Annotated in this window: 9 protein-coding genes; 3 read left to right on the forward strand and 6 right to left on the reverse strand. The window is 65.4% G+C overall.

From position 1 onward, the window contains the following. Positions 1-186: 186 nt before the first annotated feature. From ACE3T8_RS14525 to ACE3T8_RS14545, 5 genes are all read right to left on the reverse strand, one after another. Entirely contained in the window at positions 187-2,910 is a 2,724-nt protein-coding gene (locus ACE3T8_RS14525) for a TonB-dependent receptor (protein ID WP_374610119.1), read from the reverse strand. A 307-nt stretch (positions 2,911-3,217) separates the two neighbouring features. Further along, the gene (locus ACE3T8_RS14530) at positions 3,218-5,254 is read right to left on the reverse strand and encodes a glycoside hydrolase family 97 protein (RefSeq protein WP_374610120.1); all 2,037 of its coding nucleotides are present in this window, start codon (positions 5,252-5,254) and stop codon (positions 3,218-3,220) included. After that, positions 5,251-7,890, reverse strand: a complete 2,640-nt coding sequence (locus ACE3T8_RS14535; protein WP_374610122.1) for an alpha-1,6-glucosidase domain-containing protein — start codon at positions 7,888-7,890, stop codon at positions 5,251-5,253. The genes ACE3T8_RS14530 and ACE3T8_RS14535 overlap by 4 nt, the downstream gene beginning before the upstream one ends. A gap of 95 nt (positions 7,891-7,985) precedes the next feature. Next, complete coding sequence (locus tag ACE3T8_RS14540; RefSeq protein WP_374610124.1) at positions 7,986-9,596, reverse strand: alpha-glucosidase family protein; 1,611 nt, start codon at positions 9,594-9,596, stop codon at positions 7,986-7,988. Between the two features lie 33 nt (positions 9,597-9,629). Beyond that, positions 9,630-9,854, reverse strand: coding sequence for a hypothetical protein (locus ACE3T8_RS14545; protein ID WP_374610126.1), 225 nt, complete (start codon positions 9,852-9,854; stop codon positions 9,630-9,632). Here ACE3T8_RS14545 and ACE3T8_RS14550 point away from each other — a divergent pair. After that, on the forward strand, positions 9,853-11,178 hold the full coding sequence (locus ACE3T8_RS14550; RefSeq protein ID WP_374610128.1) for an MFS transporter: 1,326 nt from the start codon (positions 9,853-9,855) through the stop codon (positions 11,176-11,178). The two genes, ACE3T8_RS14545 and ACE3T8_RS14550, sit on opposite strands and share 2 nt — an antisense overlap. After that, on the forward strand, positions 11,175-12,896 hold the full coding sequence (locus ACE3T8_RS14555) for an alpha-amylase family glycosyl hydrolase (RefSeq protein ID WP_374610129.1): 1,722 nt from the start codon (positions 11,175-11,177) through the stop codon (positions 12,894-12,896). Before ACE3T8_RS14550 ends, ACE3T8_RS14555 begins: the two co-directional genes overlap by 4 nt. Before the next feature lie 6 nt (positions 12,897-12,902). On the opposite strand, the gene ACE3T8_RS14560 is transcribed toward ACE3T8_RS14555, so the two are convergent. Continuing rightward, the gene (locus tag ACE3T8_RS14560; RefSeq protein WP_374610131.1) at positions 12,903-13,949 is read right to left on the reverse strand and encodes a LacI family DNA-binding transcriptional regulator; all 1,047 of its coding nucleotides are present in this window, start codon (positions 13,947-13,949) and stop codon (positions 12,903-12,905) included. 119 nt (positions 13,950-14,068) lie between these two features. On the opposite strand from ACE3T8_RS14560, the gene ACE3T8_RS14565 reads away from it, so the two are divergent. Further along, positions 14,069-14,387 (forward strand): transposase family protein (locus ACE3T8_RS14565; RefSeq protein ID WP_374610133.1); only part of this gene is annotated, 319 nt, incomplete at its 3' end.

Below are 14,387 nucleotides of genomic sequence, written 5' to 3' on the forward strand. Positions count from 1 at the left end.
TAGGCAAGCTTTACTATCTGACATGGGAACGGTGGCTTCGGTTTAGACGTTTGGTCGCACAAACATCTTCACCCGAATCCGCCGTTCCTTTTTTTGTGGGCGCTCCCCGGACTTCCGTGATGAACCAAAAGAAAACCCCCGCCTCTTGCGAGGCGGGGGCCGGTTGCCACCCGGGAGGGAGGGCAATCAGAACTTGTAGCTGAACCCGACCAGCGTGGTTTTGCCGTACTCGAAGTACTTCTCCGGGCGGTTGGCCGGATCGCCATCGTTGTATGCCGCGAACGGCTCATCGCCGATATTGCTGACCTGCAGGTAAAGCGACAGGCCTTCCAGCGCGCCGCGGGTGAAGTTGTAGTTCAACTGCGCGTCCTGGACCGTCTCACCGGCGATGCTGATGGTCTGGTAGTCCGCACCGAAGCCGCGCGTCTCGCCACGGAAGGCCGAGCGCGTACGCCGGCTGTAGCGTGCCGAGAACCCGCCGCGCTCGTAATACAGCGTGGCGTTGGAGACGTACTTGGACAGGCCGCTCAGCGGCTCGACCGTACCAGGCCCGTTCGGGCGGATCGAACTGTTGGTGTCCGAGTAGGTCGCGATGATGCCAAGGCCGTTCAGCGGCGACCACAGCAGGTCGAGCGGCACGGAGGCGGTCAACTCGAGCCCGCGGATGTTCCCGCCCTCGCCATTGATCGGCTGGTTGATCTTGCCGATCATCGACGTCGGGTAATTGGTCTGGCCCGGCAGCGGCGGCGGCAACGGGAAGCCGGTGAAATCGAACTCGACCTCGCGGTTGTAGATGTAGGTCTTCAGATCCTTGTAGAACCACGCAGCACCGACGTAGCCACGGTTGCCGGCCTTGGTGCTGAAGTATTTCTCGACGGAAAGATCAAAGGCATTGGCAAGCCAGGGACGCAGGCGCGGGTTGCCGCCACCCGCCGACCACAGCCGCTCGTTGTTGATCCCCACGTCCATGCCCGCGCGCATCTGGTCCAGGCGCGGACGCGCCATCTGCCGTGCCACGGCCACGCGCGCCACCGTTTCCGGCAGGAATTCCAGGCCCAGGTTCAGGCTGGGCAGGAAGACCGAGTAGGTGACGCCGTCCGACGTGGGCGAGCCGGCCGGGTTGCCGGAGAACGTGCTGTAGCCCTCGGCTTCCTGATCGGTGCGGACGTACTGGAAGCCGACGTTGCCGCGCAGCGGCATGCTGCCCACGTCCGTATCGATGGCGGCCTTGACGTACAGCGTGGTCAGCTCCTCGCCAACAGACCAGTTCTTCGCGGCGATGTCCTGATGGAAGTTGTAGACCAGGTTGTAGGTGCCCGATGCCAGCGCCTCGTTCGCGTCGTACACGCCAAGCTGGCCGATGCCGCCGAAGTTGAAGTCCTGGATCGAGCCCGGGAACGGCGCGGTGACGCCGAAGCGGCCCGCCGAACAATTGGTGAGGCAGAGCTTGGCCTCGATCGAACTCTTGTGCTTGGTGCGCTTGGTGTAGTTGGCGCCGAAATCGAGTTCGCTGATGAAGCCGTCGGTGAAGCTGCGGATCGCGTTCAGGCGGAAGGAGCGCAGCTTGTCATCGACCCCGAAGTCCTTGAGGTAACCGTCCTGCCCCCAGCCACCGGCGTCGGTGAGGACCAGGGTGGAGGGGTTGTCGAAGGTCGTGCCCAGTACGTAGTTGTAGAACAGGCCGCTCGGGTCGAGCGTCGCGTCCAGCGTGGTGTAGCCATTGTTGCTGGAGACGCCGGCGTAGGTCTCGAGCACGCGGAACTTGCGCTTCACGTCGGACAGCGAAACGTCGGCGTTGATCAGCCAGTTCTCGCCGACCTTGAACTTGTTGTTGAAGCCGATCGAGTTCAGGCGATCGTCGATCGGGTTGCTGTCCATGCGGATCACCGGCGACACATTGTTCCAGCGGCTGCTGGTGATCGTGCCGTTGCCCGCCACGGTGTAGCCGGGCTGCAGCTGGCCGGAACCCCAGAAGGTACCGAACTCCATGCCGGTCTTGATCTCGGTCTTCTCGAACTTGGAGTAGAACCAGTCCAGCGTACCTTCGTAGACGTCGTTCGGCCGGAACTGCAGGGTCGCGGCGACACCGGTACGCTGGTGGTTGTTGTCGAACTTGTAGAGCTTGCCTCCGCCCAAGGACCGGATGTTGTCGGGAGTAGCAGGCGGGTGGTCATAACCCCATACCTCGTTCTGGTAGCCCGGCTGCGGACTGTCCATTTTCGCCACCGAAAGCATCAGCCCGACCGTATCGTCGGCGAACTGGTCGATGTAGGTGGCGCTGTAGCGGTAGCCGTTTTCCTTCTGGTCGCGGATCTTGTTCTGGTCGTAGCGCGCGCCGACGTTGACCACGCGCTTGTCGTACTCGAGCGGGCGCACGGTGCGCAGGTCGACGGTGCCCGACAGACCCTGGCCCACCAGGCCCGCATCCGGCGTCTTGTAGACCACCACCGAGCTGAGCAGCTCCGAGGGGTACTGGTCGAATTCGACACCGCGGTTGTCGCCGGTGCTGGCCTGCTCGCGGCCGTTCAAGGTCGCGGTGGAGAAGTCGCCGGCGAATCCACGGATGTTGATCTGCGCGGCACGGCCACGCTCGCGCTGCGCGGTCAGGCCGGGAAGGCGGGCGATCGAGTCGGCGATGCTGGCGTCGGGAAGCTTGCCGATGTCCTCGGCCGAGATCGTCTCGACGATCGACGTGGACGTCTGCTTGGCGTCGATGGAGCGCTCGATGGCGCCGCGGATGCCGGTCACCACGACGGTGTCGAGGTTCTTCGCATCGTCCTTCTTCTTCGCCGCCGCTTCTTGCTCGGCCTGGTCGGCCGCAGGCGCGGACTGCGCATGCGCCTGGGCTATCAACATCATCGTCGCCGAGGCCAGCGCCACGCTCAACAGGTTTCGCTTCAACTGCACCATCTTCCCCTCCAGGAATGAATGAGGTGTCGAACGGTCCCTCGCCGTCCGATCATCGTGCGAGCCGGATGGCGCTACACGAACGGCGCGATGGTAGCCGCGTCGATCCGCGACGACGCCAACCTGCATACGTATTCATGGCGATCCATCGAAAAAAAGCCGCGAAACCCGCGCCATTGCTGGCTTTCAGCATGATCGCGGCGCCCTTTAAACGCGCGTCGGCAGGCAGATCAGTGCCGATCGGCACCGATTTGTGGCAACGCAACAATGCCCAGCGCCGCAGGAACAACGGCGATGAATGCGCCGCAGATCAGCGCGCCAGCGGCACCAGTCGCACGGCGATGCCACCGCCGCCCGCGAGCCATGCGTCGAGCACGTCGCCGCGCACCACCGTGCGCTCCTCGCGCACGAAGCGGAAGCGCGCATCGCCCTTCCAGTCGGCGCCTTCGCCATCTCGATAGACTTCGGCGCGATAGCGCTTGCCGGCATCGAGGAAATCGAGCTTCAGTTGCACCGTGCGTGCGTGGCGATCGTTGATCGCGCCGATGAACCAGTCCGCACCATCGCGCTGCTTGCGTGCGATCGCGGCGTACTCGCCGACCTCGCCTGCAATCAAGTGGCTCTCGTCCCAATCCACCGCGACATCCTTGATGAAGCGGAACGCATCCGGCTGCCGGGCGTAATGTTCCGGCAGGTCGGCGGCCATCTGGATCGGGCTGTACAGCGCCACGTACAACGCCAGTTGCCTCGCCAGCGTGCTGCCGATTTCCTGCCCGTTCTTGCCGGTCAGGCTGACCACGCCGGGCGTGTAGTCCATCGGTCCGGCGAGCATGCGCGTGTAGACCAGGGTGACTTCGTGTTCCGGCGAATTCGGCGGATCGCCCCAGGCGTTGAACTCCTGCCCGCGCGCGCCTTCGCGCGAAATCCAGTTCGGATACGTGCGGCGCAGGCCGGTGTCCTTGATCGGTTCGTGCGCATTGATCGCGACGCGATGCTTCGCCGCATCCTGCACCACGCGCAGATGATGATTGCTCATCCACTGGCCTTCATGCCATTCGCGCAGCACCGGCCCCTTGGCGATGTCCTGGCGCTCGATCTGCCCGGCATCGCAGACGTAACCCGTCTTCACCGCGTCGATGCCGAGCCTGTCGAACAGCGCAAAGGCCGCGTCCATCTGCCGCTCGTAATGACTGACCGCGCATCCGGTTTCGTGATGGCCGATCAGGTGTACGCCCTTCGACGTTGCGTACGCGGCGAGACCGCGCAGGTCGTAATCCGGCGTCGGCTTGCTGAAGTCGAAGTCCCAACCATTGGCGAACCAGTCGCCATCCCAACCCACGTTCCAGCCTTCCACCAGCACGCCGCGGAAGCCGTTTTCCGCGGCGAAGTCGATGTAGCGTCTGGTGTTCGCCGTGGTCGCACCGTGCTTCGGCCCGGTCGCCCAGGTTTCCTTGTCCAGGTGCAACGACCACCACACGCCCACGTACTTGCTGGGCTTGAACCAGCTGACGTCACCGAGTTTGTTCGGTTCGTTGAGATTGAGGATCAGGTTCGACTCGACCAGATCGGCCGCCTTCGCGCCGATCTGGATCGTCCGCCATGGTGTCTGGAACGGCGTGGCACGCACGACCGCAGCGGGATCACTGCCCGGCGTGAGCGAGGCATGTAACACCTGCCCCTCGCCCTTCGCCAGGTTCATGCCGGCGTAATCCACCAGTGTCGCTTCATGCAAGGTGACGTGCAGGCCATCGTCGGCGCGCAGGGTGATGGGCGTCTGCACCACGCCGACCTGCGAGAGCGGTGTGCGGTTGTACAGGTATTCCTCGCGGTTCCATTGATAGGCAGGAATCCACCAGGCCGTCGACGGCCGTGCGACCGCGAACTCGGTCAGCTCCTGCACGATCTGCGCTTCCGCGAGCTTCGGCTGCTTCGGCACGTCGTAGCGGAAGCCGACGCCGTCGTCGAAGACCCGGAACACCATCGAAAAGCGGCGGCGATCGCGATCCTTCTCGACGAACTCGGCGCGCAATTCGTTGTAGCGGTTGCGTACGAAACGGCGCTCGCCCCACGGCTGTTCCCAGGTTTCGTCGAAGCTGCGCGACGACTGCGTTTCCATCTGCAAGTTCCGCAGCAACTGACGGTCGTTGCGCAGGATGAAGCCGAGCCGCGAATCGCCGATCACCGGCTTGCCATCGTGCAGCACGCGGTAAGCCAGGCGGCCTTCGCCATTGAGGTCGAGCTGGACGACGATGCGGCCATCGGGCGATGTGGCGTGCGCGACCTGTTCCGCATGCGCGAAGCCGGGCAAGGCCAGCGCCAGCAGGATTCCGAGTTCCAAGGTTTTCATCTCGTGTCCTTTTTCGTGTCGACCACGAACACCACCGCCGTGCGGCCCGGCACCGTGAACGTTCCATCCTTCGCGGCATAGCGCGCCTGCTTCGCGCGTGGATCCGCCGCACCATCCGCGGCCTGCACCGGGTGCAGCACATAACCCTTGCCGACTTCTTCCGGCAGCAGCAGCGATTGCGCATCCGGCGAGACGTTGAGCAGGTACAGCACGTCGCGGTAGGTGCCGGCCAGGCCATCACCATCAAGATGTCCGACGATGACCAATGGATTCTGCTTCGGCCCGACGTTGCGAAACGCCAGCCGGCGCTGCACGTCTTCCGCGCTGCGCAAGCGGTACAACAGCGTGCTGGCGCGGATGCGCAACAGGTCGCGGAAGGCATCGCGCATCCACGCGATATCGGCAGGCGACGGCCTGGCATTCGGGTTGCGCAACACCGGGCGAAGCAGCTCCCAGTCCTTGCCGTTGTCCTGCATTGGCGGCAGTCCCGCGCCGAAGCCGTTGACTGCGTAGGTCCAGTCGAGCCGGTTGAACCAGTCGCCGGAGTCGAAGCTGTTGCGGTCCAGCGACTTGCTGCGCAGCACGTCCATGCCGGCATGGAAATACGGCACGCCCTGGCTGAAGGCAACGAAGGCCGCGCCGAGCAATTGCACGCGCGTGCGCTCTTGCGCGCTGGTCGCCTGCGGCAGCTTCAATGCATGGATGTCCCACAACGTCGGGTTGTCGTGGTTCTCGACATAGTTGACGACCTCCCCGGGCTGGTTCGCGTAGCCGGCTTCCATGCCCTTGTAGTCCAGTGCCGAGAGCGGTGCGACGCGACCGTCTGCCAGCGTGGTGCGGTAGTCGCGCAAGGTGCCGGCAAGGCCAGCGCGGGCCAGGTCGGCGGCATGCAGCAGGTCACGACGCGTCGCCTTGCCACGAGCGCGCGCGTTCGGCGCATGCGCAAGACCGTTGAGCAATCCCTGCGCGAACAGGGCATCGCCACTGTCGCAGCAGCCGCCACCGCGCAGCGCATCACGGGCGCGATCGCTGAACGTGGCGATGCCGCTGCCGTTCAACATGCCCTGCGCGGCCTGCGGGAAGCGCACGCCATTGGCGACTTCGCCGAAATTCCAGCCCTCGCCGACCATCGGGACGTGGCGACCCGCAGCGGCATTCGCGGCGCGCTGCACCTCGATCATCTCCGCGCGCGGCTGGTGGCCCATCAGGTCGAAGCGGAACGAGTCGATGCGATAGTCCCGCGCCCACATCGCAACCGAATCGCGCATCAGCCGCGCCATCATCCTGTGCTCGGTCGCGGTGTTGTCGCAGCAGGTCGAGGTCTCCACCTTGCCGTTCGCATCCAGCCGCTGGTAGTAGCCGGGCACGATCCGGTCCAGCACCGAGCGCGGCGATTGCCCGGACGCGGTGGTGTGGTTGTAGACCACGTCCATGCCCACGCGCAGGCCGGCCGCATGCAGTGCCTGGACCATTGCGCGGAATTCGCGGATACGCACGGCGCCATCCGCCGCATCGCTGGCGTAGCTGCCTTCCGGCGCGTTGAAGTGGAACGGGTCATAGCCCCAGTTGAAGCAGTCGTTCGCGGCGACGGCCATCGACGCCGCTTGCTGGTCGTCGCTGTCCGGCGCAGCCTGCGGGATCACGGGTGTGACGCAACCCGACTCCGGGATCGTGGCGATGTCGAACACCGGCAGCAGGTGGATGTCGGTGATGCCCGCTTCGCCCAAGGCGCGCAGGTGGCGCATGCCGTTGCTGTCGGCATCGGTGAACGCGAGGTACTTGCCGCGATGTGCCATCGGCACGGTGTCATCGCCGATCGAGAAATCGCGAACATGCAACTCGTAGATCGCCATGTCGGTGTTGGACGCCAGCGCGGGCGGACGCGGCGCCTCGTCCCAGCCGGCCGGCTTCAGTGCGGGATCATCGAGATCGGCGATGTAGCTGCGCGCAGAATCGGTGGTGAGGCTGGTCGAGTACGGATCGGTGACGCGATTGCGGACGATGCCGGTGCCGGGCACGAAGACGTCGACCAGATAGGCGTAATAGCCGCCACGCAGGTCGTTCGGCAGGAAGCCCACCCATGTGCCATTGCCCTGCTGGACGTCCAGCGGGATCTGTTCACGTGCCTTGCGGTGGCCATCATCGTAGAGGCAGACGGCAACCGCGACTGCTGTCGGTGCCCAGATCGCGAATGCGGTTTCGCCGTCGAGCACGTCCGCACCGAGCGGCATCGCCTCCGCCGCCCTGTACAGAACATCCAACGCACCGGGCGTTTGCAGATAGGTGGCATCGAACACGTTGCCTTGCGCGTCCTCGCGCACCAGCATCACCTGCGTGCGCAACAGGTCGCGGAGCGAGCGCCTTGCCGTCTCCGGAATCAGCAATGTCGCGCCGCCGCCGGTGAACGCGAAACGTCGTTCAACCCCATCGGGCACGCCATTCGCCGCTGACAATGCAAACGACTGGCCTGCACCTTCCACCGGCTTGCCACGCTCGACGCGCAAAGCCGCGTTGCTCGACACCACCAGCCGATAGCGCGCGTCGGCAGGCTGGCCGGGCCAGCGGACCAGGGTGTCGTCCAGCCAGTAGGCGCGCGCATCGCTCGCGGCATGCACGACCGGCCGCAGGACGCGCATGGCATCGCCATCACAATCGGGCGTTGCCGCCTGCGCTTGCCCGATGCACGCAAGCAACACGGCCGCGATGCAGCGCATGCCACGCAAGGCCATGTTCAATCGAGACTGGCGAAGGCGGCGCCGCGTGGCGGGAACTGCAGTACGCCATCACGCAGTTCGGCTGCATCCACGCCCGGCACCGACAGCAATGCGATCCCCGCGGGTGGTGCCCACGTGATCGCGTCCGGCGACAGGTTGAAGGCGACCAGCAGGCGCTGGCCATCATGCTCGCGGACGAAGGCGAGGACTTGCGCAGGCGCGTCGAGGAAGCGGATCGAACCATCCACAAGCGCCGGCTGCGACTTGCGCCAGCCCAGGAACGCGCGCGCGGCATTCAGCACCGAAGACGGATCCACCGACTGCGAGTCCACGTTGCGCTCGATGTGCGCATCGGGCACCGGCAACCAGGGCTTCACGCTGCTGAAGCCGGCCTGCGCGGCATCATTCCACGGCATCGGCGTGCGACATCCGTCACGACCCTTGAAGTTCGGCCAGAACGCCTTGCCATAGGGATCCTGCAGCGCCTCATACGGCACGTCGGCTTCGGGCAGGCCGAGTTCCTCGCCCTGGTACAGGCAAACCGAACCGCGCAGCGAACAGACCAGCGCGATCAACTGCCGCGCATGCGCATCGTCGTCGCGACCATTGCCCCAGCGCGTGACCGCGCGTTGCACGTCATGGTTGGAAATCGCCCAGCACGGCCAGCCGTCCTGCAACTGCACTTCCAGTGCCTCGACCGTGCTGCGGATGTGCGCGGGCGAGCCGTCGTCGGTCAGCAACTCGAAGCTGTAGCCCATGTGCAGGCGGTGCGGCTGCACGTAGTCGCTCATCGTCGCCAGCGAATCGTCCGAGGAGATTTCGCCCAGCGCGGCGACATCGGCATAGCCGTCCATCAGCCGGCGCACGTCTTCCAGGAAGCCGAGGTTCTCCGGGCGGGTGTTGTTGTAGGTGTGGTACTGGAAGGCATACGGATTGTCGGGACTGAAGCCGCGGCCCTGCCGCAGTTCCATCGGCTTGGCCGGGTTGTCGCGCAGTTGCGCGTCGTGGAAGGGGAAGTTGATCGAATCGAGGCGGAACCCGTCCACGCCGCGATCGAGCCAGAACCGCAGGGTCTCCAGCTGCGCGGCGTAGGCCTGCGGATTGTGGAAGTTCAGTTGCGGCTGCGAGCTCAGGAAATTGTGCAGGTAGTACTGGCGCCTGCGCGGCTCCCAGGTCCAGGCCACGCCGCCGAAGATCGACAGCCAGTTGTTGGGCGGACTGCCATCGGGTTTCGCATCGGCCCACACGAACCAGTCGGCCTTCGGATTGCCGCGGTCCTGCCGGCTTTCGACGAACCACGGATGCTCGATCGAGCAATGGCTTGGCACCTGGTCGATCATCACCTTCAGGCCCCGAACGTGCGCCTCGCGCAACAGCCGGTCGAAATCCTCCAGCGTGCCGAACAGCGGATCGACGTCGCAGTAATCGGAAATGTCGTAGCCGAAGTCGTGCATCGGCGACCTGAAGAACGGCGAAATCCAGATCGCGTCGACGCCCAGCGACGCCACGTGGCCGAGGCGCGCGACGATGCCCGGCAGGTCGCCCACGCCATCGCCATCGGTGTCGAGGAAACTGCGCGGGTAGATCTGGTAGATCACCGCGCCGCGCCACCACTGCTGATCCGTCATCCCCACGTCCACCCCGCCTGCGACTGCCGCGGATCATGCCGCCTGCAGCGCGCGCCGCCGATTCGATGCGGGGTTGAATACGTTTACATGCGCGATGACCCCATGAAACATGCCGAATATGCGGCACTGCATCACGACTCGATCGATGTGCTGCAGCACACTCCGCGCACTCTTGATCGCCACGCAGACGAGGCAACGCATGCACGCAACGGGCACGTCATCCAGGCCGGCACTGTCGTTCTGGCAGATCTGGAACATGTCGTTCGGCTTCCTCGGCATCCAGTTCGGCTTCGCCCTGCAGGGCGGTTTCATGTCGCGCATCTTCCAGACATTGGGTGCGGAAAGAGACGCCTTGCCGCTGCTGTGGATCGCCGCGCCGCTGACCGGCCTGCTGGTGCAACCGGTGATCGGCTGGTTCAGCGATCGCACCTGGCATCCCGTGCTCGGACGCCGCCGCCCCTACTTCGTCATCGGCGCGATCCTGAGTTCGATCGCCCTGCTGTTCATGCCGCACTCGCCGACGCTGTGGATGGCCGTGGGCCTGCTGTGGGTGCTGGATGCCAGCATCAACATCAGCATGGAACCGTTCCGCGCGCTGGTCGCCGACAAGCTGCCGGAGCAGCAGCGCTCGTACGGCTTCGTGCTGCAGACGCTGATCATCGGCATCGGCACCTGGGTGGCGAGCAACCTGCCGTGGTTCGTGACCCTGCTCGGCGTGCCGAACGAAGCCGGCCCGGGCATCGTGCCGCCGTCGGTGAAGATCGCCTTCGCGATCGGCGCATTCGTGTTCATGGCCAGCATCCTGGTGACGGTGTTCACCACCCGCGAATACCCGCCCGACGACCTGCAGCGCTTCCGCGAGGAGAACCGCGCGCAGGGCAACCTGTTCAACGAGATCGTCAAGCACGTGGTGAACATGCCGGTGCAGATGCGCCGCCTCGGCGCGGTGCAGTTCTTCAGCTGGCTGGCGTTCTTCAGCATGTGGAGCATGGCCACGCCCGGGCTGACCGAGCACGTATTCAAGGCGCCCGCGCCCAATCCCGCCGCGTTCGACATGGCGATTCCCGCGCAGGCTGCGGCGTTCCAGTCGGCCAATGCCGCGTTCCAGGATGCCGCCGACCTGGTCGGCTCCTACATGGGCTATTACGGCCTGTCGTCGATGCTGGTCGCGCTGCTGCTCAGCTTCATCGCCGCGCGCCGGCCGCTGAACCGCAAGGCCGTCCATGCGGCCTCGCTGGTGCTTGGCGGCATCGGCTTCCTGTCGATGTGGGCCGTACCGAACCCGGCTTGGCTGATCGCGTCGTTCGCCTTGGTCGGCGTGGCCTGGGCCAGCATCCTGTCGATGCCGTATGCGCTGCTCTCAAGCTGCGTGCCGGCACCCAAGATGGGCATCTACATGGGCATCTTCAACATGTTCATCGTGATCCCGCAGATCGTCGCCGCCACCTTGCTGGGCCCCGCCTTGCGTAGTCTGTTCGACAACCGCCCGATCTTCGCGATGGCGATCAGCGGCATCAGCCTGTTGCTGGCGGCGCTCGCGCTTGCACGCGTGCAGGAACCTTCGGCTGGAGCACGCGCATGACCCGTCGCCACGTGACAACGTCGCTCGCCCTTGCCATCGCCCTCGCCATCAGTGGCTGCGCCTCGACAAAGCCGCGCGATGCGACATCGACCACCACGCCTGCGAAGGACTATTACGGCACGCTGGAACCGTTCGCTGCCAACGCGGTGTACTTCGTGCTCACCGACCGCTTCGTCAATGGCGACCCCTCCAACGACCAGCGCGAGCAGGGCAAGTCCAAGGGCGCCGCATTCTCCACCTTCGACCGTCCGGTGCCCGGGGCACCCGTCGGCAAGCACGACAACGTCGGCTACCTGGGCGGCGACTTCAAGGGAATCGCCGACCACGCGCAGTACATCCGCGACATGGGCTTCGGCGCGGTGTGGATCACGCCGATCGTCGACCAGCCGGACGAGGCCTTCACCGGGGGCGAGCCGGTCAAGTGGGAAGGGTTCTGGACCGATGGCGGGAAGACCGGCTACCACGGCTACTGGGGCGTCAACTTCTACCAGCTCGACGAGCACCTGCCTTCGCCCGGCCTGGATTTCCGTGGACTGACCGAGACGCTGCGTGCGCATGGCCTGAAGACCGTGCTGGACATCGTGGCCAACCACGGATCGCCCGCCTACACGATGCCGGTGGACCAACCGAAGTTCGGCGAACTCTACGACGCCAACGGCACGCTGGTCGCCGACCACATGAACCTGCCGCCGGAGAAGCTGGATCCGAACAACCCGCTGAACGCGTTCTACAACAGGAAGGTTGGCATCGCCCAACTTTCCGACCTCAACGAGAACGATCCGCGCCTGCTGCCCTACCTCCTCGGCGCCTACGAGCAATGGATCGACCAGGGCGCCGATGCCTTCCGCATCGACACCATCGGCTGGCTGCCGCATTCGTTCTGGCATGCGTTCTCGCAGAATATCCGTGAGAAGCGTCCCGGCTTCTTCATGTTCGGCGAAGCATTCGATTACGACGCGAAGAAAATCGCGGAACACACCTGGGCGGAGAATGCCAACGCCAGCGTGCTCGACTTCCCGCTGAAGCAGGCGCTGGCGAACCTGTTCGAGAAGCCGTCCAGCGACTTCGCCACCCTGGCGGAACCGCTGCACCTGACCGACGGACCTTACGCGAACCCGTACGAGCTGATGACGTTCTACGACAACCACGACATGCCGCGCATGAAGGCCAGCGACGATGGGTTCATCGACGCTCACAACTGGCTGTTCACCGCACGTGGCATCCCGGTGATCTATTACGGCTCGGAAATCGGCTTTGAACGCGGCACCGCCGAACACGCGGGCAACCGCAACTACTTCGGCGTCGAGCGCATCGAAGCGGCACGGACCCATCCCATCCGGGCGGCGCTCGCGCGCATCGCCAACATCCGTGCATCGACACCGGCACTGCAGCGCGGCGTGCAGGTGGACATCGAACTGCAAGGCGATCGCGCGGCGTTCTACCGCGTCCTGCAGCACGCGGGCACGCGACAGATCGCGCTGGTGCTGCTCAACAAGGGCGATGCGCCCCAGCGTTTCGAAGTCGCGACGATGCTGCAAGCCGGCGCATGGCGCTCCGCGCTGGATGGCACCACGGTCGATGTCGCCGATGGAGGCAGGCTGTCCGCCGACGTCCCGGCGCATGGCGTGCAGGTCTTCCTGCTCGATGCCGCGGTGACGCAGCCGGCGTTGCAGGCCGCGCTCGACCAGGCGATGGCCAGCGCGCGCAAGCCGCGCTGATCGGGATCAACCGCCGCTGGAGGCGCGGACTTCCAGCGTCGGCATCAGGGTGACGCTTTCGGCGGGTTCGTCGCGCACGAGCTTCAGCAGGCTGGAGACCAGCAACTCGCCGGCACCCGATGTGTCCTGCACCACCGTGGTCAACGGCGGATTGGAGAAGCGCGCCATCGGCGTGCCGTCGAAGCCGACGATGGCCACGTCGTCCGGCACGCGCAGGCCGTGCTCGGTGAGCGCGCGGATCGCACCGATCGCGATCAGGTCGCTGGCGGCGAAGATCGCGTCGAACGCGTGGCCGCGCGCGATCAGCGTGCGCGCGGCGTCGTAGCCGGATTGCTCGGAACTGTCGGCATCGACCTGCAGGGCCGGGTTCATGCGGAGTCCGGCTTCACGCAGCGCGCCATCGCAGCCGCAGTAACGGGCGAAGAATTCCGGGAAGTGGGTGGATGCATCGCCGAGGAACGCGACCTTGCGCCGCCCGCGCTCGATGAGGTGGCGCCCGACCAGTGCACCGCCCGCGGCGTTGTCGCAACCGATCGAGATGCCGGGCTGTCCCTGCAGCACCGCGCCCCAGCGCACGAAATGCGTGCCCTGCGCGACCAGGTGCGCCAGCTTGCTCTCGTAGGCGATGTAGTCGCCGTAGCCGAGCAGGATCAGGCCATCGGCCTTCATGCTGTCCTCGTAGTCGGCATGCCAGTCGTCCGACAACTGCTGGAAGGACACCAGCAGGTCATGCCCATGCTTGGCGCAGGCGCGGGTGATCGAACCGAGCATCGACAGGAAGAACGGATTGATGTGCGAGTCGTCCGGGGTCGGATCCTCGAACAGCAGCAGCGCCAGGGTGCCGGAGCGCTGGGTGCGCAGGCTGGAGGCGTGGCGATCGACCTTGTAGTTCAGCTCGCGAACCGCTTCCTCGACGCGCTTGCGGGTCTCGACGTTCACCAGCGGGCTACCGCGCAGCACGCGCGAGACCGTGGCCTGCGACACCCCGGCTCGATGGGCGATGTCCATCGAGGTGGCCTTGGTCTTCTTCCTGGCGCGGCGCGGTTCCTGCATCGCAGCAGTGTAGCAATCGCGCGCAGGACAAAAAAAAGGTTCTTCTCCCATCGGAGGGAGAGGCGCACGGCCGACCCGGTTAGTTTGCAGTTGTCGAGTCAACAAACCGGGGGTCGGCCGTGGCCGACGGGGATTGTATTGCCCAGCTGGGAGGCTGGGTGGGGTATCGGGTTGAGGCGTGGTGGCACGAGCAGCGCGGCGAGCGTCGTTGGCTGGCAGTGAAGCTGAGGCCAGCGCCTGGTGAAGTTCGTCGCTGCAGCGGCTGCGGCGAGGTCGTTGCGGCCATCCACGACCGCACGCTGCGGCGGATACGCGACCTCCCGGTGTTCGAGGATCCGGTGGAACTGGAGGTTGAGCGGCTACGCCTGGCGTGTCCGCGCTGCGGCCCGCGGTTGGAACAACTGGACTGGCTGGACCGGCACGCGCGTGTGACGCGAC

The organism is Thermomonas sp., from assembly GCF_041919455.1.
Classification (GTDB): Bacteria; Pseudomonadota; Gammaproteobacteria; order Xanthomonadales; family Xanthomonadaceae; genus Thermomonas.

What these genes read in the sequence shown, in the direction of transcription:
- ACE3T8_RS14525 (WP_374610119.1), bottom strand. Translation starts at nt 2,910, where the DNA reads ATGGTGCAGTTGAAGCGAAACCTGTTGAGCGTGGCGCTGGCCTCGGCG.
- ACE3T8_RS14530 (WP_374610120.1), bottom strand. Translation starts at nt 5,254, where the DNA reads ATGAAAACCTTGGAACTCGGAATCCTGCTGGCGCTGGCCTTGCCCGGC.
- ACE3T8_RS14535 (WP_374610122.1), bottom strand. Translation starts at nt 7,890, where the DNA reads ATGCGCGTCCTGCGGCCGGTCGTGCATGCCGCGAGCGATGCGCGCGCC.
- ACE3T8_RS14540 (WP_374610124.1), bottom strand. Translation starts at nt 9,596, where the DNA reads ATGACGGATCAGCAGTGGTGGCGCGGCGCGGTGATCTACCAGATCTAC.
- ACE3T8_RS14550 (WP_374610128.1), top strand. Translation starts at nt 9,853, where the DNA reads ATGTCGTTCGGCTTCCTCGGCATCCAGTTCGGCTTCGCCCTGCAGGGC.
- ACE3T8_RS14545 (WP_374610126.1), bottom strand. Translation starts at nt 9,854, where the DNA reads ATGTTCCAGATCTGCCAGAACGACAGTGCCGGCCTGGATGACGTGCCC.
- ACE3T8_RS14555 (WP_374610129.1), top strand. Translation starts at nt 11,175, where the DNA reads ATGACCCGTCGCCACGTGACAACGTCGCTCGCCCTTGCCATCGCCCTC.
- ACE3T8_RS14560 (WP_374610131.1), bottom strand. Translation starts at nt 13,949, where the DNA reads ATGCAGGAACCGCGCCGCGCCAGGAAGAAGACCAAGGCCACCTCGATG.